Consider the following 24,586-nt stretch of genomic DNA (forward strand, 5'->3'; position numbering starts at 1 on the left):
CCCACCGCCCATAGGATCGACCGCACCGTTTGCGCGACCACGAATTGCATTACTCACGTGTAGCTTTCGAGGATCCATCGATGAACAATTCCGTGGAGCAGCCGACGATCCCGACCCGGAGCAGGCGTCACACTCTGTTATCGGAGCCGGCTTGCCCGCTCGCCGTGGCGGGTCACCGTCTCGGTACGACGGTCGAGAAGATCGTCTTGAAGGGCTCCGGCACGATCCGGTTGTTACACCGTGACGCGTCGCGGAGCCAAAACTTTTCCGGCCCGTCATGATGAGCACTTCCGGACACCTCACGCGCGAGAACTGGGCAGCTGGCTTCTTCGACGAAGGTTTCCGTGAAACCTTTACCATCCTGGGACGATTCGACGCGACCGAGAGCGAGGTCGAGGCGATCGCCACCCTGCTCCGGCTACCCCGCGGAGCGCGAATACTCGACATACCCTGCGGTTTCGGCCGACACGCCGGACCACTCAGCCGCCGCGGCTATCGTGTGGTCGGTGTGGACAGCTCGCCGGAACAACTCGACGATGCTCGCCGTCGATATCCCGACTGCACCTTCGTACTGACAGATATGCGAACACCGCCCGCAGGGCCCTACGACGCAATTCTGAACCTGTGGACGAGCTTCGGATTCTTCGACACCCGCGAGGAAGACTTTGCCGCTCTCTCCGCCTGGGCCGACGTTCTCGTGCCCGGAGGCAAACTCGTCATGGAAATCGATACTCTCGAATACTTCGAGCACCGTGTACGCAAGGGCAGCGAACCGATCAGTACCCAGCTGACGCAGCGGTCCGATCTCATCGGGAATGCTCGATATGATTGGACCACACAGGAACTCGAGCTCCACTGGCGGCGTCCTGGATGGTCTCGACGGGGTCGCCTGCACATGTATTCCCGCCAGGAGCTCGAGACAGCAATCCACGCAGCCGGATTCGACCACGCCGCATTCACGAGCGACTTTTCCGGTAATCCGGTGGAAATCGACAGCAGTACGGTCATAGTCGCAACCAGGTAGCGCCCACTCCTACGATGGTCGACCACTCCGAGGTCGTCCTGTTTCGTCATCTGCTCGCGCTCGGAAGCCGCCACGCTACACCCAGGCGTATCACCGGGATCGAACCCCGTTCGGATACTGAGCGTGCATTGCCGGTGGGTGTCGGTGGGCACCGGCAGACGGTGCCCACCGACCCGGCCGATCGCCTACTTCTTCTCCACGGTCCTGGCGAGGATGCCGAGCGAGGCCCGGAGCGCGGATTCGGGAAGGATCGGGAATATTCCCATTTCGCGGTATTGCGCGGCGATCCGACTCCAGTCGTAGTACGACGTCACCACGGTAGTGCCGACCTCACTGGGTTCCACGCGATAGCCGTAGCGGTGTTCGACCGGCGCCTGGGTCTCCCGGGAAACTGTCCACTCGAGATGCGCGTCCTGTTCGAACGCGGTGATGGTCACCGTGACGTCGTACTTCCCCATCAATGGAAAGTCATTGAGTGATTCACGGTCCATATGCACGAGGAATTCATCTCCGACGGCGGTGATGATCTCACCTTCTGCGGATTGCAGCATGCCCGTGCTGTCGATCGACACATGCCCTTCGGGCGAGCACAGCAATGCGAAGATCTCGGCGGGCTGCGCCGCGATCTCCCGTCGAACCTCGAACCGTTCTTCAGTCATACGATCATCCTCCCACAATCGCCCCGCGTACGCGGGGGAAAGAGGTCCCGGAGATGGGGCTCGGCGAGATAACGGGGTATGCAGCTGCGAAATAGCGGCGCGAACCGGAACAGACTCTCCTACAGAGTCATTCGCTGCCCGTCGGCACCCTCGGGTACATCGTTCGAATATCACCCTCGCACAGGATCGACAGCCGCTCCGGGGGTGGCGCGGTGGGCTTCGTTTCCGATTTCGCCGCCGCACAGCGTAATTCTCGAGACGGTCTCGCAGCGGATTTCGGCCATCCTTGGATGTCGCAATTCCACAGCACAATTCCGCCGCGCATCCGACGGCGAACTCGCTTATCCCCCGATTTCTCTGTACCGCAGCAGAATTTACCCAGGGCGCGTCCGAGGAGTTCGTGCGTATCTCCGATACGTGTATTCCGGTGCCGACAAACGGCCGTCGCGGACGTACACCGAATTCCGCGGCAGCCCCTCTTCGCGCAGAGCTGCCCTGCCCTATCCGAGTCGACGTTTCAGGATCTCGCCGCTGCCTGCCCTGGGCAGACCATCGACGAACTCGACGACCCCCGGGCGCTTGTACCGGGCGAGCCTGCCCTCGAGCCAGCCGTTCAGTTCCTTCTCGTCGAGCTCCTCACCGCTGCGCAGCACCACGACTGCCTTCACCGCCTCCCCCCGGCGCGGGTGGGGTACGCCGACGACAGCGACCTCGAGCACCGCGGGGTGCGCGCCGATCGCGTTCTCCACCTCGACCGAGTACACATTCTCGCCGCCCGAGATGATCATGTTCTTGAGCCGGTCGTGGACGTAGAGGAATCCGTCGCTGTCGATCATCCCGATATCGCCGGTACGGAACCAGCCGTCGGCCGATATCGCGGCCGCGGTCTCCGCGGGCTTGTTCCAATATCCCGGAGTCAGTTGCGGCGTCCGCAACCAGATCTCGCCGTCTTCGCCGGTGCCGACGTCGCGACCGGTGGAAATATCGATGATCCGGCACTCACAGGTGGGGTGGATACGGCCCACACTGCCCGGATGCGGGTCGACCTCCCCCCGGCGCAGGATCGGCGCGACCGCCACCCCGGCACAGGTTTCGGTCAAGCCGTATCCCTGCGAAAATCCGGTCCGTGGCAGCATCTCCATCGCCTCGTCGATCAGCGAGCTGCTCGACGGTGCGGAACCGTAGATGATCACTTCGAGGCTGGACAGGTCGAAGGTCGCGGCGGCGTTCTCGGACACCAGATCGGCCAGCAGTGTCGGCACCAGGCTGGTGTGGGTGACAGCCCGGTCCTCGACGGCGCCGGCGATCGCGGCGACCGAGGTCCCCGACGGGATGACCACTTCGCCGCCCAGATGCACACAACACGTCACCGAGCTCATCCCGCTCATCCGGAACATCGGGAGGCAGGCCATGTACCTCATCTCCGGGTACAGCGCCCAGGCCGTCGCCGCCTGCCGGGCCATCTCCCGCAGATTCCGCTCGACCAGCTGAATGCCTTTGGGCTCGCCGGTGGTGCCGGTCGTGTAGGCCAGCAACACGACGGACTCGTCGGTTTGCTCGACATCCGGCGCGTAGCCGGAATCGCCTGCGGCATACCAACGCTCGAATTCGGATTCGCCTGGCCCGTCCAACCGGATCACCGGGCACCGAGGGTCCGCCCCGGATGCCGGCTCCCGCTCGGCGAAGAGCAGCGAAGGGCTGCAGTCCGCCAGCACGGCCCGGAGCTCGGCCGCCGTCAGCTCCGTGTTCAGACCGACGAGCACGATTCCGGCCCAGGAGGCGGCGTAGACGAGCTGGACATAGGCCAGGTCGTTGTGCGCGAGCACCGCCATCCGGTCTCCCCGGCGAAGACCGGCAGCGCGCAGCCGGTCCGCGATTCGCGCGACGTCCCCGGTGAACTCCGCATAGGTCCGCGACCCCGCGGGCGCGCTGATCGCGCGGCATCCGGCGCGGTCGCGGGCATGCCCGACCAACTGACCGGCCAACGTCGGAGAGTGCGGGATGTTCATCGGCGTCTCCCTGGATCCTGGCCGCAACCGCGGCCATCTGCCCGGCGTACCGGATGGTCGATAACCCATCCGTGCCGGATCACGCTGCCAGCGTAGCGATCTCGTCGACAGCGAGCTGCCACGCCAGGGAAGGATCGTGGATCATCTGCGCCGACCGGGATCCTCCAGACGCAGATCGTGCGCCCGCCGGTGTGTTGCCGGTGGACGATTCGGCGCCCGCTGATGACGAACGTCGTGGATTCGGCCGACCCGGATCTCGTCCGCCCGCTGCGTAGCGCTCGAAGGCTGCGCGAGATTACTTGTGGTGCAACGATGTCGGCCACCGGCCGGTAAGTGTGCTCCGTGCCGGTGCCCGCCCGATCTTCCCACATCCGGCAATGCGGGCGGTTGCCGCGGTGGGAGTATTGCGCAAGTTCGATGCGGCGGTCGCAGGATATGAATCGTCCTCGACCCGCTGCCGCAGACGGGAGTCGCACGTGGATACGAGCCGCGAACAGCCGGTCACCGACTCAACGGAATTCTCGGCTGCTCACCCCGACTACGCGACCACCGGTGCCCTGGATCTGTTGCGCAGCAGCGAATACCGATACCTGGACGACGGTGGCGTGGTGTATCTCGACTTCGCCGGCGCCGGACTCGCCGCGACCGCTCAACACCGAGCCCACGAGGCCAGGCTGACCAAGCAATGCTTCGGTAATCCGCATTCGGAGAATCCGACGTCCCGGGCTGCCACCGCTTCGGTCGAAGAGGCCCGCCGCGCGGTGCTGGCGCATCTCAATGCCGACCCCGCCGACTACTGCGCGGTCTTCACCGCCAACGCCTCCGCCGCCTGCCGTCTCGTGGGCGAGGCGTATCCGTTCACCCGCGGATCGCGATTCGTCGTGACCTCGGATAATCACAACTCCGTGATCGGCGTCCGTGAATTCGCGCGACGGCGCGGCGGGCGGGTCGTCTACGTGCCCATCGACACACCCGACCTGCGCACGAGCGACGAAGCGGTCGACGCGGCGCTGAGCCCGGGGAGTGCGCGCCGCACCGCCACCGCCGGGCGTCGTGGCCTCTTCGCGTATCCGGCGCAGAGTAATTTCACCGGGGTACAGCATCCGCTGGACCGGGTGGAACTCGCACATGAACGCGGCTACGACGTACTGCTGGATGCCGCCGCCTACCTACCGGCCAACACGCTCGATCTGAGCGTGGTGAAACCGGACTTCGTCCCGATCAGCTGGTACAAGCTGTTCGGCTATCCCACGGGGGTGGGCTGTCTCGTCGCGCGCCGGTCCGCGCTGGCCAGGCTGCGCCGGCCATGGTTCGCGGGCGGCACCATCGCCGCGGCGAGCCTGCAGGGTAATTGGCACGTCGCGGCCGACGACGAGTCGGCCTTCGAGGACGGGACCCTGAACTTCCTGTCCATTCCCGACGTGACCTTCGGTCTCGGCTGGTTGCGCGATATAGGCCTGGATCTGGTGCGCCGCCGCGTGACCGCCCTCACCGACTGGCTACTGACCCGGCTGGTCTCGTTGCGCCACGACAACGGGTCCCCGATGGTCCGCATCTACGGTCCGCTGGATACGGCCGACCGCGGTGGCACCGTGGCGTTCAATTTCCTCGATCCGGAAGGCGTCGTCGTCGATGAACGCCTGATCGCCACCGAATCGGCGGCAGCGGGTATATCTCTGCGGACCGGATGTTTCTGTAATCCAGGAGCAGGCGAAGCCGCGTTCGGGATCGGCCTGCCGGTCCTGAGCCGCCTGTTCGGTACGCGCACGGCCACCATGGAGGAATATATCGAGGCGTTGGGCCTACCCAGCGGCGGTGCGATCCGTGTCTCCTTCGGCCCGGTCTCCGATATCGCCGATGTGCAGACCTTTCTGCGGTTCGCGGAGACCACCTACCGCAACCGGCCTGCCACCCAGGAAGGTCTGCGTCCCCGGGAACGCTGCTGACCGGTCGGGCAAGAGACGGCGATCGACCGTATCTCGTCGCATCGTCGGCCACTCCGCCGTCTGGGTTCCCGAGCCCGACAGACGCTTTCAGGCCGAGAACGCCACCCACTGGACGATGCCCGGGCACAGGCGGAAGGCAGCCGGCTCCGGGAGGGATCCGGGTCGAGATTCGGACCGCACCGCGTCACCCCCTCATCGGGTCACGCGGTGCGGTCCGGTCCATGAGCCACGGTCGGTTTCGTTGCAGTGACCGACGGTCACCGGGTCGGCCCACTACAGCTCGTCATGGTTGTCTCACGGGTGAGGTGCCGGATACGCCGGTTCGACGGCCGGCGACGCGGGGCGGCTCACCGCGCGGTCCGCTGCTGGACCTGGGCGTAGAGCGCGGTAGCCGCCAGTGCGATCATGCCGACGAACAGATACTGCCACGCTTGGGAGAGCCCCAGGAATATCGTCGAGTTCTCGATCAACTGCAGGAAGAGTACGCCGAAGAGCACGCCGACGAAGCTGCCGCGACCACCGAAGATAGAGGCGCCGCCGAGCACCACCGCGGTAATCGAGGTCAGCGTATAGGTGAGGCCGGCTGTCGGGTCCCCGACACCGATCTGCGACATCAGCAGCAGCGCACCGAACGCGGTGAGCACGGAACTGGCGATATAGGCCAGCGATTGGACACGTCCGACCGGGATCCCCCGGTAGTGGGCCGCCGAGTCGTCGGACCCCGCGCCGCGCAGGCGCAGTCCCAGCGAACTCCGGCGCGACAAGTACTCGAGCGACACCAGCAGAGCCGCACCCACCAGGACAGCGACCGGAATCGGACCGACCCGGGTGTTCAGAACATCGACCACATCGAGGGCGATGATGCCGCCGGGCGCGTCCCGCAGGACCAGCGAAAGTCCCTGCAGGGCGGTATAGGTGATCAATGTCGCGACCACCGGGCTCACCCGCGCGAATCGGATCATGGACCCGTTGAGCAGGCCGACGGCGAGGGCGAGCACCACCATCGCCAGAAAGCCCAGCACCCACCAGCCCCACCCGTAGCCTTCGACGACGAAAAAGGAAGCGACGACGACGAGTGTCCCGGCCAGCGGACCCACCGACAGATCGATACCACCGGTCAGCATCACCACCAGTTGCCCGGCCGCGATGAACAGGATCGGTGCCAGTAGTGCCAGCATGCTGCCGATGTTGAAGGCGGAGAGGAACCGTTCGCTCTGGGTAGAGCTCACCGTTGCCAGCACGAGGGCAGCCACGATCAGGACCAGACTCGGCGCCTGCTGACTCGCGATGAACCGCCGGAACCTGCTGCCACGGCCGGCTGCCGCGTCGACTCCGGTGGCGACCGGGCCATCGCCCCGCCCCGCCGTGAGCGATGCTTCGGTGATGGTGTGCTCGGTCAGTGCGTCACCGGTCAGTTCCTCGACGATCCGGCCGTGCGAGAAGACCAGCACGCGATCACAGAGTCCGGCCAGTTCGACATTGTCGGAGCTCGAAACCACCACGGGGATACCGTTGTCGGCGGTATCCCGCAGGCGGTGATAGATATCGGAGCGGTTTCCGACGTCGATGCCCTGAGTCGGTTCGTCGCACAGCAGCACGTGCGGTTCGGACAGCAGGGACCGGCCGAGGACCACCTTCTGCTGGTTGCCGCCGGACAGATGCTCGAGGGGTGTCTCGATCGTGGCGGTCTTGACGCCCAGCGCCCGGACCTGGGCACCCGCGAACTCTCGTTCGGCGGCGGCGGAGACAATTCCCCCGCGCGATACCCGGCCCGGCGCCGCGACGGAGAGGTTCTCCCGCACAGACAACGCAGGAGCGATGCCCTCGATATGCCTCTCCTGCGGCATCAGGACTATCCCGGCGGCCCGGGCTGTCCTCGGCTCGGAGAGGTCGACGGTGGTAGCGCCGACCCGGACGCTGCCGCCGGCGGCGTTCGCACCGCCGAGTGCTCTGATGAATTCGCGCTGGCCGTTACCCTCCACCCCTGCCAGCCCGAGGATTTCCCGGCGATGCACCCGGGTGGTGGCGCCGCTCAGCAGCCCGGCGCTCAGACCCTCGATCTCGACGGCTACTCCCCCGATATCATCGGCCCGCGGCGGGAACAGCGCGTCGATGGTCCGTCCGGCGATCAGGGTGACGATCTCGCCCTCGGTGACCTCGCCCGCGGCGAATTCGCCGCGTTTGCGCCCGTCGCGCAGCACTGTCATCCGGTCGGCGAGGGCGAACACATCCGGAAGCCGATGGCTGATGTAGACGACAGCGACGCCGGACTCCGCAAGTGAACGGATCAGCCGGAACAGCGTTTCGGTCTCGGTGGCGGCGAACGGTTCGGTGGGTTCGTCCAGGATCAGGACACGCGGGTTCGAGGCGAGGGCGCCGCAGATCTCGATCGCCTGTTTCTCGGCCAGTCCGACGCTGCCGGCCGGCGCCGACGGGTCGATGTTCATTCCCATCGGCGCCAGCACCTGTTCGGCCCACGGGTGCGCGCCCGCCGGATCCGGTCGCAGTGCGGGCGGGACCGCGAGCACCAGGTTCTCCGCGACCGTCAGATCGGGCAGGATCGCCGGGTGCTGGTAGGCGATGGCCAGGCCTTGTTCGCGGACTGCCATGGGCGATCCGCTCACAATCGGAGCGCCGTCGATCGTCAGGGCTCCCTCATCGGCGACGAGCGCACCGGAGGCGATGGCCATCAGCGTCGACTTACCTGCGCCGTTTCCACCGATCAGGGCGTGGATCTCGCCCGCTTTCGCAGTGAACGAGACGGAGTCGAGCGCGGTGACGCCGGGAAAGCGTTTGGTGACGCCGGTCAGAGCCAGACCACCGGTGGACACGGTTGTCATAGGGAGGGCCTTTCGAGATGGAGGTGGAACCGGTTGTGCGCGTCGACGGTTCGCGCGGCGGTGTTCACCGATAGATCCGGGACAGCGTGGCGGTGGAGAGCTCCGAAGACAACACCGCACTGCTCGGGAGATCACGGTCGCATCGAGGTGGCGACTTCGGGTCCAGCGAGTTCTCGACGATCGGAATATCGACGATATTCGGCTCCGGATCGTCGATACCCTGGGCGTCGGCAACGGCCTTGCGTAGCGCCAGCCGGACCATCCAGGTCCGGGACGAGACCGTGACCACCTGAAAGCCGGGCTGTTTCGCGCGGTTGTCCTGATAGGCACAGGCGAAACCGTTGACGTCGTTGGCCGTCCAGATCGGTAGTGGGCGCCCGGCCTGCAGGAAGGCTCGGATACCGCCGAGCGAGGCATCGCCGGAATCGGCGATCACCGCGTCGATCTCCGGGTACTTGGTGATGAGGCCGGCGACCACTTTTTGTGTTTGAGCGGGGTTCCAGCCGGTATCGATCGGCGCGCTCGGCGCGTTGAGCAGCGTGACCGCGGCGCAGTCGGGGTTCTCGCTCAGTTCGGCTTCGATACCGGCCATTTCGGTGAGGCTCTGCGCATTGCCCGGCGTGCCGCCGAGGAATACCGCGTTGCCGCCTTTCGGGCCCAATGTCTCGCAGGTCCACCTCGTCCAGGCCCGGCCGTCGTTGACGGTGTTGTGGCCGACGAAGGTGGTGTAGTCCACACCTGCTTCACCACCGGGGCTCGCGGTGTAGGGAACCACCGACACCCCGGCCTCGTAGGCTTCGCGCAGGGTGGGTATCAGCGCTGGTCCGGCGTCGGGGAACACGACGAGCGCGTCGACGCCCTGGGCCACCAGAGCCTTGATATCGCCGATGGCCTTCTGCGGATTCCCCTGCCCGTCGGCATAGGGAAGGAGTTCGATATTGGGGCATTTGCTCGCCTCGTCCTCGAACTCCGCGCGGGCAGTCTTACGGAAGGCGTTGTCGCCGACGCCGTCGGCGAGCGCGACCCGCACCGTATCGGTCCCACAGAGCCGGCTCATGGGGACGAATTCGTCGACCGAGCCGATCTGCGATCGATCCAGATAGACCGGGTCGACCTCGAAGTCACCGGTGGCGTCGGAGAAGGGGCCGCCCGCGCATCCGCTGAGCGCGAGCGCGGCGAGTCCCAGCAGTATCGAGGCCCGGCGGCGGAGAAGGTGCGGTGATTTCACGTGAGAACAGTCCTTGCCTGGAGTCGGCGATGCCGGGTCAACTACGCGTAGCGGGGCGGCGGAAGTAGGTGCGCCAAGGGATGCCGCGGACGACGACCGCCACGGCGAGTACCAGGGCCTGCACCAGCAACTGCACGGCGGTCGAGGCGCCGGCCGCGAGTACGACCTGGCCGAGCTGGGTCAGGAACACCGCGGCGACCGCGGTGGCCGCGATGGAGGAGATACCGCCGCGCAGCAGACTGCCGCCGAGGACGACCGCCGCGATGGTGGTGAGCTGGTAGCTGTCGCCCAGCCGCAGATCGGGCGTGCGCAGGTACGCGGCCAGCAGCGTTCCGGCCACGGCGTAGGCCACACCCGCGAGGACATACGCGCTGATCTCGGTCACCGAGGTGCGCAGACCGAGGATTCGGGCGGCGGGCACACCGGCTCCCACCGCGATGAACCTGCGCCCCGGTACCGAATGCCGGAGCAGGATATGGCCGAGTGCCACCACGACTGTCGCGACGAGGAAGAGGCTGGGGACACCGAACACCGAGCTGACCGCGAACGCGCTCAATGCCGGGTCCGCGGTGCCGGGGAACCCGTCCGACAGGATCAGGACGAAGCCGAGCAGCAGCGAGTTGACCGCGAGTGTCGCGACGAACGCCGCCACGGAGAACCGCACGACGGCGATACCGACGATCAGCCCGGATACCGCACCGCACGCTATTCCCAGCAGCACGCACGCCGCCAGCGGTAACGAGCCGTTCTGGGCGATCTTGGTAGCGAAAACGGCGGCGAGTGCCATGACCCCGGGGACCGAGAGATCGATACCGCCGTGTGCGATCACCAGTGTCTGGCCGAGGGCCGCGATCGCCATGATCGCCGCGAAGGGCAGCATCGCGCTCAGCGCGGAGGACGACAGGCTGCCCGGAGCCAGCAGCGGACTGAGCACGAACAACGCCACGGTGATGGCGACCACCGGCAGAAAGCGGTCGGCACGCAGCCGGGACAGCCACGGGCCGGTGAGCGACGCCGCCGGACCGGCGGTGGCGGTCAGGAGTTGTCCGGTCCGTGCTGATTCGTCCGTCTTCGGTTTCATCGGTTCAGACACTGGTGTAACCGCCGTCCACGGCAAGATCCGCTCCGGTGACGAAACTGGAGTCGGTGCCGAGCAGGAACGCGATACCGGCCGCGATCTCGTCGGCGTCACCGATCCGTCCCAGCGGATGCGCGGCGTAGAGATCGGCGCGCGCCGCCGCGGGATCCGGCTGGGCGGCAAGGTAGGTGGCGAGTTGATCGGTCGCCACCGAACCCGGACTGACTACATTGCACCTGATTCCGTGCGGCGCCTGTTCCACCGCGATCTGCCGGCTCAGCTGCGCCACCGCACCTTTGGACGCGCAATAGGCGGCCTGGTTGGGCAGCGCCACCGATCCGGAGATCGAGGACAGGTTCACGATGGCGCCGGGTCGGCCGGTTCGGCGCAGCCGGCGGACGAATTCCCGGCAGGTGAGGAATGTTGCGGTGACATTCACCGAAAGAACGGAATTCCAGTCCGCCACACTCGTATCGATCAGCGACGTCGAGATCATCGTCGCGGCGCTGTTGACCAGACCGTCGACCTCGCCGAACTGTTCGTATGCGGTGGCGAATGCGGCCGCGACCGCCTGCTCGTCGGTCACATCGGTGGCGTGGGCGACGGCACGTGCGCCGACTGCTTCCACGGCCGCGGCGACCGGTTCCAGCGTGGACATATCACGATCGAGCAGAACGATATCGCTTCCGCGTCTCGCGAGGAGCCGCGCCGTGGCTGCTCCGATACCACCGGCTGCCCCGGTGACCAGTACGACTTGGCGGGTCATGGGTGTTCCATTCTGAGTAAACATGTTGCATGCAACACGTGACGTGTCGAGTAGGTTGACATGCTGCATGCAGCATGTCAACCTCAATCGAGCTTCGACCCAGAAGGGAACCCATGTCCGACTCCCCCGTACGTGTGTCCGTTGCCCAGGTCCCCTCGCTACGTGGCGATATCCCGGCCAACGTGGCAACCGTCGCACAGACGATCCTCGACGCGGGCAGGTCCGGGGACACCCTGATCGTCTTCCCCGAATGCGGGCTGAGCGGCTATATGTTCACCGATCGTGACCAGGTGCTCGCCGCATCGCTGCCGGTCTCCGACCCGCGGCTGGCACCGATCTTCGAAGCCGCCGCACGAGCCCGTGTACACGCCGTGATCGGGCTACTCGAAGCCGACGGTGACCGCGTGTACAACACCGCGCTCGTCGTCGGGCCGAACGGTATCGCCGGCCGCTACCGCAAACAGCACCTGCCCGAACTGGGCGCCGATAATTTCGTGGACCCCGGCGGCGGTGACGAACCGCGGGTCATCGATATCGGCCCGATCCGGGTGGGTTTGATGATCTGCTTCGATCTCCGGTTCCCGGAATCGGCCCGTGCACTGGCGCTGGCCGGCGCGGACGTTGTCGCGATGCCCACCAATTGGCCGCTGGCCTCGCATTTCCTCGCCGATCACATGACCCGCGTTCGCGCCGTCGAGAACCTGCTCTATCTGGCCGTCGCGGACCGGGCGGACAGCGAGGCGGGTACCCGCTTCCTCGGTCGCAGCCAGATCATCGATCCCGGTGGCGACGTTCTCGTGGACGCCGGTGACACCACCGCGGTGGTGACCGCCGAGATCGATCCGCGGCGCGCCCGGGTGAAACGACTCGAATTCGACGAACCCGAATTCGCGCTACCCGTTTTCGCAGCACGGCGACCGGAACAGTACCGGGCGCTGACCGAGCCCGCGCCCGAAAACCAGAACCAGCACCCCTGAACCCCACGAGCGAGGAGGCCGACCATGTGCGGACCAGGATTCGTCGACGAACGCGCACGGGCCACGATCGCCGCCCACGCCGCGAAATTCCGGCAGGTCACCATGAGTCCGTTCGGACCCGACGACGAAATAGGAATGCTCAACCTCATCAGTGCCGAGACCTCGCGCGAGGTACTGCGCGCGGCCGACGGGGGGCGGGTACTCGATCTGTCGGTCGACTATTTCACCGGTATGCCGTCCTGGACCAAGGCCGGTGACCCCGGGTTCCAACAGTGGATGACCCATACTCCGGCGGGAACCGTACTCGACGACATCACCGGCGTGGGCGCCGAACAGAACGAACTCGTCTCGTATTCGGGCGACGCGATGTCGATGTACACCCACTGCGGCACCCATATCGACACGCTCAACCATTTCGGATACCACGGCAAGATCTTCAACGGATTCGAAGCCGCCCGGTGCATCAGCTCCAAACACTGGACCAAGGCCGGCGCCGACAAACTACCGCCGATCATCGCCCGAGGTGTGCTCTTCGATATCGCCGCCCTGCTCGGCGTCGACGTCGTACCCGACAACTACGGTATCGGCGCCACAGATCTCGCGGCCGCGCTGAAACGACAGGGCACCGAATTCCGGGTCGGCGATATCGCTATCGTCCGCACCGGGCGGATGCGGGCCTGGCCCGATGTCGATGCCTATATCGACAACGCGCCCGGCCTCAACCGTGACGGCGCGCAGTTCCTCGCCGAGGCGGGCGCGAGCGTTATCGGTGGCGACACTCTCGCGCTCGAACAGTCGCCCGCCGCCGATGCCGAGAATTGGCAGGTCGTGCACACCTATCTACTTGCCGAGGCCGGGGTGCCGATCATGGAGGTGGTCGACTGCGAGGCGCTGGCAGGCGAGCAACTGTACGAATTCGCTTTCATCGCCGCGAGTATGAAGATCCGCGGCGCCACCGGCGCCCCGATGCGCCCGCTCGCGATGCCCCTGCTGAGCTGACCGCGATTTCCGGCTCAGTCCACTTCTCACTCGCGACCCGGCCGCCGGCTCGCCCGTAGTCCACGAAAGAGGCTCCCATGCCCGAACACACCGATCAGATCGGCTCCCCGGAATCGCCGGCACCCGGATACAGTGGCCGATCGGCCGTCGACAGCAGCCGGACCTCGTACGGTGATATCGGATTCAGCCGCTACCTTCGGCGGGCCTTTCTCGCGTCCGCGGGCTACGACGACGAATCGCTCGAACGACCCATCGTCGGTATCGCGGTGACCTCCTCGGACTACAACACCTGCCATCGGGACATGCCCGCGTTGCTCGCGGCCGTGCGCCGCGGCGTCGAACAGGCCGGCGGCCTGCCGATGGATTTCCCCACCATCTCGCTCGGGGAAATCCTCACCTCGCCGACCACGATGCTGTTCCGGAACCTGATGGCGATGGACACCGAGGAGATGATCCGCGCCCTGCCGATGGACGCCGCGGTACTGCTCGGCGGTTGCGACAAAACCGTTCCGGCGCAGTTGATGGCGGCGGCCTCGTCGGATATCCCGGTGATGCTGGAGGTCGTCGGACCGATGATGACCGGCAGTTGGCGCGGGGAACGACTCGGCGCGTGCACCGACTGCCGCCGCTTCTGGGGCAAACACCGCGGCGGCGAACTCGACGGCGCCGAGATCACCTCGGTTCGCAACGAACTGGTCACCACCGCGGGAACGTGCACGGTGATGGGCACCGCGTCGACGATGGCATCGATCACCGAGACCCTCGGCATGATGCTGCCCGGCGGCGCGACCCCACCCGCGGTCAGTGGCGCCCGGCTGCGGCACGCCACCGAAACCGGGCGCCGTGCGGTCGAACTCGCACGTAACGGCGGCCCACTGCCCCGCGAGGTGATGACGCGGGCGGCGTTCGACAATGCCATCCGGGTGCTGGCGGCCATCGGCGGCTCCACCAATGTGCTGATCCATCTGATCGCGGTCGCCCGGCGCGCCGGGATCGAACTGACCCTCAGCGATTTCGACACGATCGGCGCCGACACTCCCCTGCTGGTCGACTGCAAGCCCTCCGGTAACGGATACATGGAGGACTTCCACCGCGCCGGCGGGGTACCCGCGCTGCTGAAAGAACTCGCGCCACTGCTCGATCTGGACCAGGTGGGAGTGAGCGGCCGGCCGATGCGTGCGCAGGTCGAGGAGACCCGGGACCGTGCGGACTGGCAGGCCACCATCCGGACCCTGGACGAACCGCTGGGCGCGCCGGGCGCGCTGGCTGTATTGAAGGGATCGCTCGCACCCAACGGTGCGGTGATCAAGGTCTCCGCCGCGAGCCCGCACTTGATGAAGCACACCGGACCGGCACTTGTGGTGGACAATCCCGCCGACGCGACCCGCATCCTCGATGATCCGGACCTCGACGTGACCCCGGATCACGTTCTCGTCCTGCGCTATTCGGGCCCGATCGCCGCCGGGATGCCCGAGGCCGGCGCGCTGCCGATTCCGGCGAAACTCGCCGCGCAAGGAATCCGCGATATGGTCCGGGTCTCCGACGCCCGGATGAGTGGGACGTCCTACGGCACAGTCGTACTGCACTGTGACCCCGAAGCCGCGGCGGGCGGCCCCCTGTCCATCGTTCGCGACGGCGATATGATCAGCCTCGACGTAGCTGCCCGCTCCCTCGAACTGCTCGTCGAGCCGGATGAGATCGCAAGGCGACTGGAATCTTTCACGCCACCGGCCCGTGCGACACGCGGCTGGCAGAAGCTGTATCAGGACACCGTCCTTCCCGCCAGCGAGGGCGCCGATCTCTCCTTCCTGTGAGGAGCGCCAACAAGTAGCATGATGCATGCAACATATCGGTTACCCTGAGACGATGATTCCGCCCGAGGAGAGTAGAGGACATCTTCGATGAGCGCGTTCGTGCCGGAGCAGACCTCGTTGACCGACCAGGTCTACGGCGAACTGCTGCGTGCGATCCAGGCCGGTGAGCTGCCGGCCGGCACCCTGCACTCGGTGGTCGAGCTGTCCGCCAAACTCGGCGTCTCGCGAACCCCGGTACGCGAGGCGTTCCAGCGGATGGCGAGTAGTGGACTGGTCAAATTCGAACGCAGCCGCGGCGTCCGCATCCTGGAGATCTCGACGCGCGATATCGAAGAGATCTACTCGCTGCGGATGCTCCTGGAAGTGCCCTCGGCGCACCGGGCAGCCGCCCGGATGACACCGGCGCTCCTGCAACCCGTCGAAGACGCGTTCGCGGCGATGAAACAGGCGGCACAAGCAGGCAGCGAACCGGATTTCCAGCAGGCCGATATCGCCTTCCACGCCGCGATCCTGCACGCCGCCGGTAACGGCAGAGTCGTCGATGTCGCCGCGAACACTCGTATGCAGATGCTCGATCGGGGACTGTCCACCACCAAGACCCGGACGCTCGACGATATCCTCGTCGTTCACGAGCGCATCCTCCTCGCACTCCGCAGCAGCGACCGAGCAGCCAGCGCGAGCAGCATGCGCGATCATCTGGTCGAGACCACCCGGCTGCTCATCGCCCAATCGACCGGCGACCAGGAACTCGCGAACGCCTATCAGCCACCGCCCCTACCCATCACCGACGCATTCTGATCCGCCGGGCAAAAGGCCCACGGAAAGCCTTCGGTTCCTCCCGTCACCACCGGTCGCGTCGACAGCGGCGAAGCTCGCCCCCGATAGGCGCATCGCCTTGCTCTTCCCCGAGGCCGCCGGGGTATCGGCGGTCCACGCCCACTCCGGCGCCGACCGCCGGTGCTGTGACCGCCGCTGGTGATACGCCGGACAATGTGCTGTGATTCGACAGCGAATCGACCTGTGGCACAGGGTGAACGGACCGGGAAGTGGAATGATGGCGACGAGTGGTGGCGCGGGACGGTTGCGTAGGCGTGTTGTCCTCGCCTCGGCGCTGACCGCGGCATGGCTCGTCGCGGACGGCTCGGCGGGCGGCGTCGACCGGGACGGCAATCGGCGCACGGCAGCGGTGGTCCGGCGGCGAGCGCACACCGATGTGCTGTTCATCGGAGCACATCCCGACGACGAGTCGTCCAATCTGTCGACTTTCGGCCAATGGGGGGAAGACCTCGGCTGGAGTACCAGCGTCGTCACCGTCACCCGCGGTGAGGGCGGCGGCAATGCGACCGGCCCCGAGGAAGGCCCGGAACTCGGGCTGATCCGGGAGACCGAGGAGCGCCGGGCGACCGGCATGGTCGGCATCGAGAATGTCTACTACCTCGATAAACCGGATTTCTGGTACACGCTGTCTGCGCCGTTGACCGCGCGCATCTGGGACGAACAGGATACGTTGGCGCGGTTGGTGAGACTGGTCCGCCAGATCACGCCGCACACGATCGTGGTCATGGACCCGCGGCCGTTCGATCAGCACGGTGGCCACCAGCTTTCGGCGCGCCTCGGGATCGAGGCCTTCCGGTCGGCAGCCGATCCACTGGCATTCCCGGAGCAGATCACCGTCGAGGGACTGACGCCGTGGTGTCCCGACCGGCTGCTCGCGCAGAACTACGGCTTCGGGTCGCTGCTCGGCCGCGAGCCGGCCGGCGTGCGGCGCACCGATCCCGCCACCGGGTTGCCGGTTATCGGGGTGTGGTCCGGTACCCGCTCACGGGAACACGGCACGACCTGGGCGCAGGTCGAGCGCGACGCGACCCGGTTGTACCGGACCCAGGGGTTTGCCGCGATGCCCGCGCAGGTGCCGGCGGATCCGCGACTACTCGATTCGGATTGGTTCACTGTGCTGGCCGAACAGGGCCGGTTCACCGAAGCGGCCGTGCACCGGCAGAGTGGACTGACCCCGTTGTACGCCGAATTCGGTACCTGGGCCGACCGAATCGGATTGCCGTGGCTGGCCAACCGGGTCCAGCCGGATTACCCAGCCGAACCGAGGGTCACGATCCCGGCTGTCCCCGTGGCGCCCACTCTCAACGGCGCCGAAGGCCCCGGCGAGTACCCGGGGCCGGACCTGCCGCTCAGGGTCTGGCAGGGCGACAGCCGGTGCACCGCGAAGGCGAAGGTGTCCAGGCACGGCGAAGAACTGTATGTGCTGATCGAGGTCACCGACCACCGGACCGGTGCCGCATTGGCATGCGACGACGTGAAACGGCACTGGCGCACCGACTCGGTCGAGATCGCCATCGATCCGCGTGGCGATTCCGAGGACACCTCGACCACTCTCAAGGTCGGCATCCTGCCGTATACGAACGGCGGGTGCGGCCCGTCGGCCGCGCGCGACGCCGACAATCACCAGGGCCCGGTACACGAGACGGCACCGGGTATCCGGGTGGCCGCGGTGGTCACCGAGCCGTATCAGGGTTACAGCGTCGAGGTGCGGATCCCGTTCCGGGAGCTACCGGCCACCGTGGATCCGGCCGGATTCGCGATGAACATCATGGTCTACAACTCCGATACCGACGACAAGACGGGTCAGACCCGGCTCGCCTGGTCGCCGTTCGGCAGCGCCCAGGCAGATCCCCACGTATGGGGGACCGCAACGCTCGCCGGCTACCGCTCGCCGATGGACCGGTCGACGCCCGGGGCGCTACCCGTCATCCCCAGGACGGCGGCGCGCAGTGCCGACTCGCCCGCCGCGCTGGCCCAGGCCCGGCGTACCGGGGTCTCGATTACGGGCTAGTACTGCAACGGCACTCATTCGAGTAACGGGCCTGCGTGGTTTTGGGTGTTGGTGCAGCGGAGTTGGATTCGCTGCACGCGCGGGTTGGTGGGCGTTTCACGAGTTCGGAGCCGCGGGGCCGGGCTCGGGAGTATGTGACCGGGCTGGTGGCGGGGCTCGAGCGGAAGAACGGGTGGACGCCGGCCGAGCGGGCCGGTGGGGTGGGCCCAGACGGGATGCAGCGGCAGTTGCGGCGGTCGGACTGGGATATCGACGGGGTCCGCGACGATATCCGCGGCTATGTCGCCGAGCGGCTCGGCGACCGGGACCTCGGCGCGAGCGGCGAACTCGCCGATAGCGACAACCGTGGGTGCGGTGTTGATAGCTGATGACACCGGGTTCCTGAAGACGGGTGTTCGTTCGGCCGGCGTGCAGCGCCGGTACTCCGGCACGGCCGGTCGCACGGAGAACTTTCCAGATCGGGTCTTCCTGGCCTACGCCCCCGCCATGGGCATCGGCCGGTCGGCTGTGCCCCACCTCGTCGGGTCAGCCACGCGGCGACCGCCGTGGGCCGAAAGGTCACACAAAGATCACGGCGGTTCGGGCACTTCGGGGCCGTTGAATCCGTTGACGGCTCCGGGTCGTTCGTGTTGCGGTCAACGTTTGATTTCAGGCGGTCAAAGGTCGCCGGTTGTGCAATTGGGATGTGTCCGGCACCTACTGGACCAGCCTTGTCATTCATAGCAAAATGGGATGACCAGTTCATGATCGCTCGTGATTCTACTGGCCGTACACGCCTGGACTTGCGCCCTTCCAATCGCGGAAGAAGCTCATCGATGAAAGGTAGACCAGAACCTTGCCGCTTCGAAAGCGCAGCTGACAGCCTTTCGGTCGTCAGCTGGTTTTCACCGCGGATTCCTGCCCGGTGGCCACTTCGACAATGTGCTCAGAAGCACTGCTATGCCCAGCGATGACCGGGTGTGGCCGGAGGCGCTCGTCTATCTGGCGAATGCCTCACTGGATTTCAGTTCCCTACCGCCGCCGTCGGAGTGGTACCCCGTGCCGCCATCGGCCCGCCGCCTCGAGCATATTCTGGGAATCGGGGTCGGCGAACACGATGGCTCGGCACCACTGAGTGAGTCACTGCTCGCGGGTCTGGCGGGCGAAGGCCTGCCGTTTGCATTCCAGGTCGCGGGAGGACCGCAGGGAGTGAGCTTCTCGGTTGGTACGTGGGCCGCGCAACCACCTGCACACCCCACGGATCTCGACGGGCAACAGCAGATTGTGTCAGGGCTGCTGGATGGCCTCTTCCGTTCCGTGGATCGGATTCCGGCGTCGGTGGCCGGCGAGGGCCCGTACGGCCTGGCACAGTTACCGATGGGTGGGCTCGCCCACGGCATTCCACGGGTAGACCCGAGCGAAAAAGGTCCGGCTCCGTGGGATCGGCTACTCCGGGTCCTCCAAGGACACCGATTCGGCGTTCTGATCCTCGCCCAGCCCATCGACCCCAAAACCTTGGACGAATTACGCAATGTGGCCCTCGAGGATGCCCGCACCGCGACCGGGGTGACCGAAAGCCGAGAGCCCAGTCCTTTGACCCGGACCTATGTCGCTCAACTCGATGTCCTCGTTGATTCATTGACCCGGGCACTCGCCAACGGTGGATGGCGAACAGCTGTCTACCTCCTGGGTGAGGAGTCGAGCTGGCTGCGCCTGTCGGCGGCATGGCAAGCAACGTTCGCCGAGGCAAAGTCGGTGCTGACCCCGCTGCGCACCGCGCTCAACATGCACGCCACCCATCTCGCGGCGAGTTGGGCAATGCCGTATGCGCCGGTGAAGCCCGGGCCACGGGCATGGCATCACCCGTTTCTGAACCAAACTCTGCTCGACACAAGGCAACTGGCTTCGTTCGCCCATCTGCCTCGCTATGACACCCCAGGTTTTGCTGTGCGGCCGGCACCGTTGTTCGCACTGTCGCGGCCCTCCCCCGAGACCGGTCGGCGGGCTGTCGACGTGGGTGAAGTGATGGTGCAGCGGCGGACGACGGGTCTGCCGTATCGGGTCGGGCTCGACCAACTGACTCGCCACACGTTCATAGCCGGTCTCACCGGTTCGGGCAAGACCAACACCCTGATGCACGTCCTGACGCAGGCGGCAGCCGCCGGCATACCGTTCCTCGTGATCGAACCGGCGAAAACCGAGTACCGCGAACTTCTCGCACACCGGTCCCTCGGCGCCGACCTCAGGGTGTTCACGGTCGGCCGCGAGGAGGTGGCGCCGCTGCGGCTCAATCCGTTCGAAGTAGCACCCGGCGTCGACGTCTCGACCCATCTGGATCTTCTGAAATCCGTGTTCACCGCGAGTTTCGCGCTGTGGATTCCGCTGCCGCAGGTCCTCGAACACTGCCTCGTCGATCTGTATGCCGAACGTGGCTGGGATTTCGGGTCCAGTGCCCAACCGCCCGGCGACGCAACCGGTTCGCCGGTCGCGCCGCGGCTCAGCGATCTCGTGGCCTCAGTAGAACGCGTTGTGCCCGAGCTCGGGTACAAGAGTGAATCGACCCAGGAGATCACCGCGTCTCTCACCACCCGTTTGAACGCGCTGCGGCGAGGTGCGCGGGGACTGATGCTGGATGTGGAGCGATCCATTCCGATGGGCGAAATCTTGCGTCGGCCGACGGTGATCGAACTGGAGGGGATCGGTGACGATGCGGACAAAGCTTTCTTGATGGGTCTGTTACTGACCCGTCTGTACGAGCACCGGCGGGCGGAGAACGCGGCCGCTCTGGCCGCCGCAGCCAAGGAAGGTCGACCACCGCCCCAGCCGGGCATCCTCCGCCATATCGTCGTGGTGGAAGAAGCGCACCGCCTGCTCGGCTCCGAGCGCAAGCTGACCGACGCCTGGCATGCCGACCCCGAGGGAGCATTCGTCGACACCTTCGGCCAGATCCTGTCCGAAGTGCGCGCATACGGACAAGGCATCGTCGTCGCGGACCAAGTGCCGGTGCGCCTTGCCCCCGACGTCATCAAGAACACGAACCTCAAGGTTGTCCATCGTCTGGTCTCCGGAGACGACCGAGCAGCCATGGCGACGGCCATGGCAATGGACAAGGAGCAGGCAGCCGCGCTCTCGGTGTTTCCTCCTGGGAGAGCTGCCGTCTTCAGCGAAGGTGACCACACGCCCGTCATCGTGCAGGTGCCCCGGGCGAAGGATCTGTCCGAAACAGCGGCAGTCGACGACGACGCCGTCGCGGCGGCCATGCGGATATGGCGCAATGAGCCGACGGTCGGCCGTTGGTTCGCCGCCAGCACTGCCTGCCAGGGTGCCTGCCATGACCAGAGAGCGTGTCGGGAGGCAACGCAGCTCACCGACCGGCAAGATGCCAGGTTGCTGGCGACCCGCCTGTGGCAGACCATGCTCGAGCACCCGGACGGGCTCGATGTCGTATGGCCCGATGTCCGGGTGTTCGTCTCGGCTCGCGTAGCGCGGGCTCCCGCTCGGCCCGCTACCGAGGACGGCGATGACCCGCCGGGCATCGGTGATCGCGTACACAGCTTCGCGCTCCACGCCTTGGCGGGTGTGACGGCGCGGCGAGCAACGCAGCGGGGTTGGCCTGTCCCTGATGTGATGCGCCTCGAGGCGCTCATTCGCACGGTAGTCGGCGAGCGGTCGGGAACGGAAGCGCAGTGGCTCGGAGCCACTTCCGCTCGTAATGACCTCATCACCACCGCCGCCCGGCTGCACGCCCGGACATTCGACCCGTTCCCGCTCTGTGGGATCGTGTGCGAGGACGGACGATGCCCGTACCTGCATGCTCTTGTCGATACCCGCACCGCCCCCCGCCACCTGGCCGCTGCTGATTCCGGGCCGCCCACCAAAGAACGATTGATCGACGTGGCCGCCGACCTCGCAGCCGATGTCACCGAGATGTCGAGTGCTGCGCCAGAGGGCTCCAGCACTCTCAACACCGCCCGCTGGCGTGCGGTTGCCTGCGCCGCCCAACTACTGCGTTGCGACTCCGACCATCCCAGCTACCACGCGACGGTCGTTGCCGACGCGCTGGCGGCAGCCGGCTGGCCGATCACCACCTCGAACCAGACACAGGAGAGCTAACGATGGCATCGAACGACGGAACATCTCGCGACCAACAGGGCGGCATGTCCGCGAGCACCGGACAGGGCGGCTACAGCACAGCCGGAAAAAGCGGCAGCGATGCCGCCATGAGCTCCGATCCGAGATCGACATCAGAATCCGGCGGAATGTCGGCAGGCACCACCGGAGGAACCTCCACCACCGGTACAACCCCCAACGCAACCACCACCCCGACGGCACCCGCACCAGCAGGCGGAATGTCGGCAGGCACCACCGGAGGAACCTCCACCACCGGAACGACCCCCAACGCATCCCACACCCCGACACCCACCCCCGCCGCGCCGACGACAAGCGCACCGACCGGCGGAATGTCGGCAGGCACCACCGGAGGAACCTCCACCACCGGACCGACTCCCAACGCAACCACCACCCCGACGGCACCCGCACCAGCAGGCGGAATGTCGGCAGGCACCACCGGAGGAACCTCCACCACCGGAACAACCCCCAACGCGAGCCTGGCCCCGAACACCTCGGGCGTCGGGGCGGCGCCCGACAATGCGATTCCGGCGCTGGTGGGCGCAGGAGTCGCCGCCGCCGGAGTAGCGGGACTCACCGCCGGAATCACGGCAACAGGGGAAAGTATCGCTGCGGGAGGGACTGTCACCGCAGGATCGTTCGTCGCACCCGCAGCAGGTGCAGCCGCTGTCGCGGGCGGGATAATCCTCGGGGCATCGGCCCTCTCGTCGGGGATGGCCGCTGCTGAAGCCAAACAAGCCGAGTTCAACAGGGCAGACGGGAGCGGTGCCGCACCGTCTACCTCAACTCCAGGTGGAGCCCCTGGGCCCTGCACGACCACATCCACCGCCCCAGCACCCAGCGGTAGCACAACCACGCCCACCGCCCCAGCACCCAGCGCAAGCGGGTCTACCGCACCAACGTCATCACAAGGCAGCACAGCGACACCGAGCCAATCGACCTCGAGCACGCCCTGAGGACAGCCCATGACGTCAGGCGATACATCCGCGTATCCCACTCGGAACAGCGATGGCGTCTGCTTGCGGACACAGGCGAGAACACCATGACCGAGTTCACTTGTACGAGCTGTGGAACAGCGAATCCACCAGGTAGTCGCTTTTGCAGTGCGTGTGGGACGGCGCTGACAGCATTCGGCCGCTCCGGGGCGAGCTGGCGCCCTCCCGACCGACCTGCGGATAGCAGTCGATATTCTCGTTCGGCCGGGACCTTCGACAGCCGGCCTCCGACTTCCGCGCCCTCGGCCCACCGGGGCGGGCCTGCAATCCCGCAAACGGCCAAGATGGCTGACCTGAGTGATGTGCGCACTGTCGAAGGTCGTGTCGAAGACATAGGGATGCGAGTGGAAAACGGCAGAACCCAGACCGAGTCGATCTGGAGCTTTCGACTCGGGCAATACGATAACTCAGGCGTCCGGGTGCTGTTCGTACCCGTCGAGATGCGTGCCCCCTCGATCGAGGGCTCCCTGCACAACGGTGATCTTGTTCGTGCTCACGGAAAAGTCCGAAACGGCACGTTCTGCGCCATGAGGGTTGAAAACTACACCACCGGAGCGGTGGTCAAGGCGAAGGAGCTGCCCAAGATCGCGAAGGTCCTCGCCGCTGTCATCGCAGTCATTGTGTTCGCAATCATCGGTCTGATCTGGGGCTACCTGATCTGGACCTTCTTCGCTGACTCCCCAGATCCGAGCTGGTCGCCGCCGTATGTCGGCTCGGCCGCAGTGGTCTGTTCCATCGTCGAACCGCCGGTCGAGCCGATCCCGGCCACAGATCAGTGCGCGATGACCCCAGATCGCTAGACAAGCATGAGGCAAGAGACGAACTCGGGAGACACCAAGAGCGAGGGCGTCAAAGCGGCCGAAAAATCGTGGGAAAGCACGAAGGCTGCGGCAGCGGCGATGATGTCCGAGGCATACAGCCGCTGTATGGGAGGAGGCGCCCCCGCTCAGAGCTCGGCAGGGAATCTCTTTCCGCCCGCGCCCAATCCACTTCCCGGAGGCGGAGGCACACCAGGGCCGCCCGGATTGCCCCCACCGCCACCGCCACCACCACCGCCACCACCCCCACCGGCACCGGCACCGGCACCGGGGCACGGCAGCAACGGACCACCATCAACACCACCGCCCGGCTCCAACCACAGCAACACACCACCAGCACCAGGACACAGCAGCAACGGACCACCATCAACACCACCGCCAGGCTCCAACCACAGCAACACACCACCAGCACCAGGACACAGCAGCAACGGACCACCATCAACACCACCGCCAGGCTCCAACCACAGCAACACACCAG

At 66.3% G+C, this 24,586-nt stretch carries 16 protein-coding genes and 2 pseudogenes; 11 read left to right on the forward strand and 7 right to left on the reverse strand.

The window, feature by feature from the left end; all coding sequences use genetic code 11:
* Positions 1–277 precede the first annotated feature (277 nt).
* The gene (locus tag ACWCPQ_RS15175) at positions 278–1,024 is read left to right on the forward strand and encodes a class I SAM-dependent methyltransferase (RefSeq protein WP_449898850.1); all 747 of its coding nucleotides are present in this window, start codon (positions 278–280) and stop codon (positions 1,022–1,024) included.
* 185 nt (positions 1,025–1,209) lie between these two features.
* On the opposite strand, the gene ACWCPQ_RS15180 is transcribed toward ACWCPQ_RS15175, so the two are convergent.
* Together ACWCPQ_RS15180 and ACWCPQ_RS15185 are read right to left on the reverse strand one after the other, a co-directional pair.
* The gene (locus tag ACWCPQ_RS15180) at positions 1,210–1,683 is read right to left on the reverse strand and encodes a polyketide cyclase (RefSeq protein ID WP_449898852.1); all 474 of its coding nucleotides are present in this window, start codon (positions 1,681–1,683) and stop codon (positions 1,210–1,212) included.
* A 500-nt stretch (positions 1,684–2,183) separates the two neighbouring features.
* Positions 2,184–3,692 (reverse strand): class I adenylate-forming enzyme family protein, encoded by a 1,509-nt coding sequence (locus tag ACWCPQ_RS15185; protein WP_449898854.1) that lies wholly within the window; start codon positions 3,690–3,692, stop codon positions 2,184–2,186.
* A gap of 476 nt (positions 3,693–4,168) precedes the next feature.
* Between ACWCPQ_RS15185 and ACWCPQ_RS15190 the strand changes: the two genes are divergently transcribed.
* Positions 4,169–5,638, forward strand: a complete 1,470-nt coding sequence (locus tag ACWCPQ_RS15190) for an aminotransferase class V-fold PLP-dependent enzyme (protein ID WP_449898857.1) — start codon at positions 4,169–4,171, stop codon at positions 5,636–5,638.
* 347 nt (positions 5,639–5,985) lie between these two features.
* Here the strand turns inward: ACWCPQ_RS15190 and ACWCPQ_RS15195 are convergent, their stop codons facing one another.
* From ACWCPQ_RS15195 to ACWCPQ_RS15210, 4 genes are all read right to left on the reverse strand, one after another.
* Positions 5,986–8,478: an ATP-binding cassette domain-containing protein gene (locus tag ACWCPQ_RS15195; protein ID WP_449898860.1), complete on the reverse strand. Its 2,493-nt coding sequence runs from the start codon at positions 8,476–8,478 to the stop codon at positions 5,986–5,988.
* 64 nt (positions 8,479–8,542) lie between these two features.
* Positions 8,543–9,706 (reverse strand): substrate-binding domain-containing protein, encoded by a 1,164-nt coding sequence (locus ACWCPQ_RS15200; protein WP_449898862.1) that lies wholly within the window; start codon positions 9,704–9,706, stop codon positions 8,543–8,545.
* 37 nt (positions 9,707–9,743) lie between these two features.
* Positions 9,744–10,787, reverse strand: coding sequence for an ABC transporter permease (locus ACWCPQ_RS15205; protein WP_449898863.1), 1,044 nt, complete (start codon positions 10,785–10,787; stop codon positions 9,744–9,746).
* Between the two features lie 4 nt (positions 10,788–10,791).
* Positions 10,792–11,550, reverse strand: coding sequence for an SDR family NAD(P)-dependent oxidoreductase (locus tag ACWCPQ_RS15210; RefSeq protein ID WP_449898866.1), 759 nt, complete (start codon positions 11,548–11,550; stop codon positions 10,792–10,794).
* Positions 11,551–11,663: 113 nt separating this feature from the next.
* On the opposite strand from ACWCPQ_RS15210, the gene ACWCPQ_RS15215 reads away from it, so the two are divergent.
* From ACWCPQ_RS15215 to ACWCPQ_RS15245, 7 genes and pseudogenes are all read left to right on the forward strand, one after another.
* Positions 11,664–12,527, forward strand: a complete 864-nt coding sequence (locus tag ACWCPQ_RS15215) for a carbon-nitrogen hydrolase family protein (protein WP_449898869.1) — start codon at positions 11,664–11,666, stop codon at positions 12,525–12,527.
* Between the two features lie 24 nt (positions 12,528–12,551).
* Positions 12,552–13,526 carry a cyclase family protein gene (locus tag ACWCPQ_RS15220; protein WP_449898870.1) on the forward strand — a complete coding sequence of 325 codons (975 nt, stop codon included), beginning with the start codon at positions 12,552–12,554 and terminating at the stop codon, positions 13,524–13,526.
* A 77-nt stretch (positions 13,527–13,603) separates the two neighbouring features.
* Complete coding sequence (locus tag ACWCPQ_RS15225; RefSeq protein ID WP_449898872.1) at positions 13,604–15,340, forward strand: dihydroxy-acid dehydratase; 1,737 nt, start codon at positions 13,604–13,606, stop codon at positions 15,338–15,340.
* An 87-nt stretch (positions 15,341–15,427) separates the two neighbouring features.
* Positions 15,428–16,138 (forward strand): GntR family transcriptional regulator, encoded by a 711-nt coding sequence (locus ACWCPQ_RS15230; RefSeq protein WP_449898874.1) that lies wholly within the window; start codon positions 15,428–15,430, stop codon positions 16,136–16,138.
* 253 nt (positions 16,139–16,391) lie between these two features.
* Entirely contained in the window at positions 16,392–18,188 is a 1,797-nt protein-coding gene (locus tag ACWCPQ_RS15235; RefSeq protein WP_449898876.1) for a sugar-binding protein, read from the forward strand.
* A 35-nt stretch (positions 18,189–18,223) separates the two neighbouring features.
* A pseudogene (locus ACWCPQ_RS15240) lies at positions 18,224–18,680 on the forward strand (transposase); the annotation flags it as partial.
* Positions 18,681–19,127: 447 nt separating this feature from the next.
* Entirely contained in the window at positions 19,128–22,280 is a 3,153-nt protein-coding gene (locus ACWCPQ_RS15245) for an ATP-binding protein (RefSeq protein ID WP_449898879.1), read from the forward strand.
* 70 nt (positions 22,281–22,350) lie between these two features.
* On the opposite strand, the gene ACWCPQ_RS15250 is transcribed toward ACWCPQ_RS15245, so the two are convergent.
* On the reverse strand, positions 22,351–22,734 hold the full coding sequence (locus tag ACWCPQ_RS15250) for a hypothetical protein (RefSeq protein ID WP_449898881.1): 384 nt from the start codon (positions 22,732–22,734) through the stop codon (positions 22,351–22,353).
* Between the two features lie 603 nt (positions 22,735–23,337).
* Between ACWCPQ_RS15250 and ACWCPQ_RS15255 the strand changes: the two are divergent.
* Positions 23,338–23,412 (forward strand): annotated as a pseudogene (locus ACWCPQ_RS15255) (zinc-ribbon domain-containing protein); the annotation flags it as partial.
* 162 nt (positions 23,413–23,574) lie between these two features.
* Entirely contained in the window at positions 23,575–24,090 is a 516-nt protein-coding gene (locus ACWCPQ_RS15260) for a hypothetical protein (RefSeq protein WP_449898904.1), read from the forward strand.
* Positions 24,091–24,586 lie beyond the last annotated feature (496 nt).

It is taken from the genome of Nocardia sp. NPDC001965 (genome assembly GCF_053594175.1).

Coding starts and splice junctions, on each gene's coding strand:
- ACWCPQ_RS15175 (WP_449898850.1), top strand. CDS start 278: ATGATGAGCACTTCCGGACACCTCACGCGCGAGAACTGGGCAGCTGGC.
- ACWCPQ_RS15180 (WP_449898852.1), bottom strand. CDS start 1,683: ATGACTGAAGAACGGTTCGAGGTTCGACGGGAGATCGCGGCGCAGCCC.
- ACWCPQ_RS15185 (WP_449898854.1), bottom strand. CDS start 3,692: ATGAACATCCCGCACTCTCCGACGTTGGCCGGTCAGTTGGTCGGGCAT.
- ACWCPQ_RS15195 (WP_449898860.1), bottom strand. CDS start 8,478: ATGACAACCGTGTCCACCGGTGGTCTGGCTCTGACCGGCGTCACCAAA.
- ACWCPQ_RS15205 (WP_449898863.1), bottom strand. CDS start 10,787: ATGAAACCGAAGACGGACGAATCAGCACGGACCGGACAACTCCTGACC.
- ACWCPQ_RS15210 (WP_449898866.1), bottom strand. CDS start 11,550: ATGACCCGCCAAGTCGTACTGGTCACCGGGGCAGCCGGTGGTATCGGA.
- ACWCPQ_RS15215 (WP_449898869.1), top strand. CDS start 11,664: ATGTCCGACTCCCCCGTACGTGTGTCCGTTGCCCAGGTCCCCTCGCTA.
- ACWCPQ_RS15220 (WP_449898870.1), top strand. CDS start 12,552: ATGTGCGGACCAGGATTCGTCGACGAACGCGCACGGGCCACGATCGCC.
- ACWCPQ_RS15225 (WP_449898872.1), top strand. CDS start 13,604: ATGCCCGAACACACCGATCAGATCGGCTCCCCGGAATCGCCGGCACCC.
- ACWCPQ_RS15230 (WP_449898874.1), top strand. CDS start 15,428: ATGAGCGCGTTCGTGCCGGAGCAGACCTCGTTGACCGACCAGGTCTAC.
- ACWCPQ_RS15235 (WP_449898876.1), top strand. CDS start 16,392: ATGATGGCGACGAGTGGTGGCGCGGGACGGTTGCGTAGGCGTGTTGTC.
- ACWCPQ_RS15245 (WP_449898879.1), top strand. CDS start 19,128: ATGCCCAGCGATGACCGGGTGTGGCCGGAGGCGCTCGTCTATCTGGCG.
- ACWCPQ_RS15260 (WP_449898904.1), top strand. CDS start 23,575: ATGGCTGACCTGAGTGATGTGCGCACTGTCGAAGGTCGTGTCGAAGAC.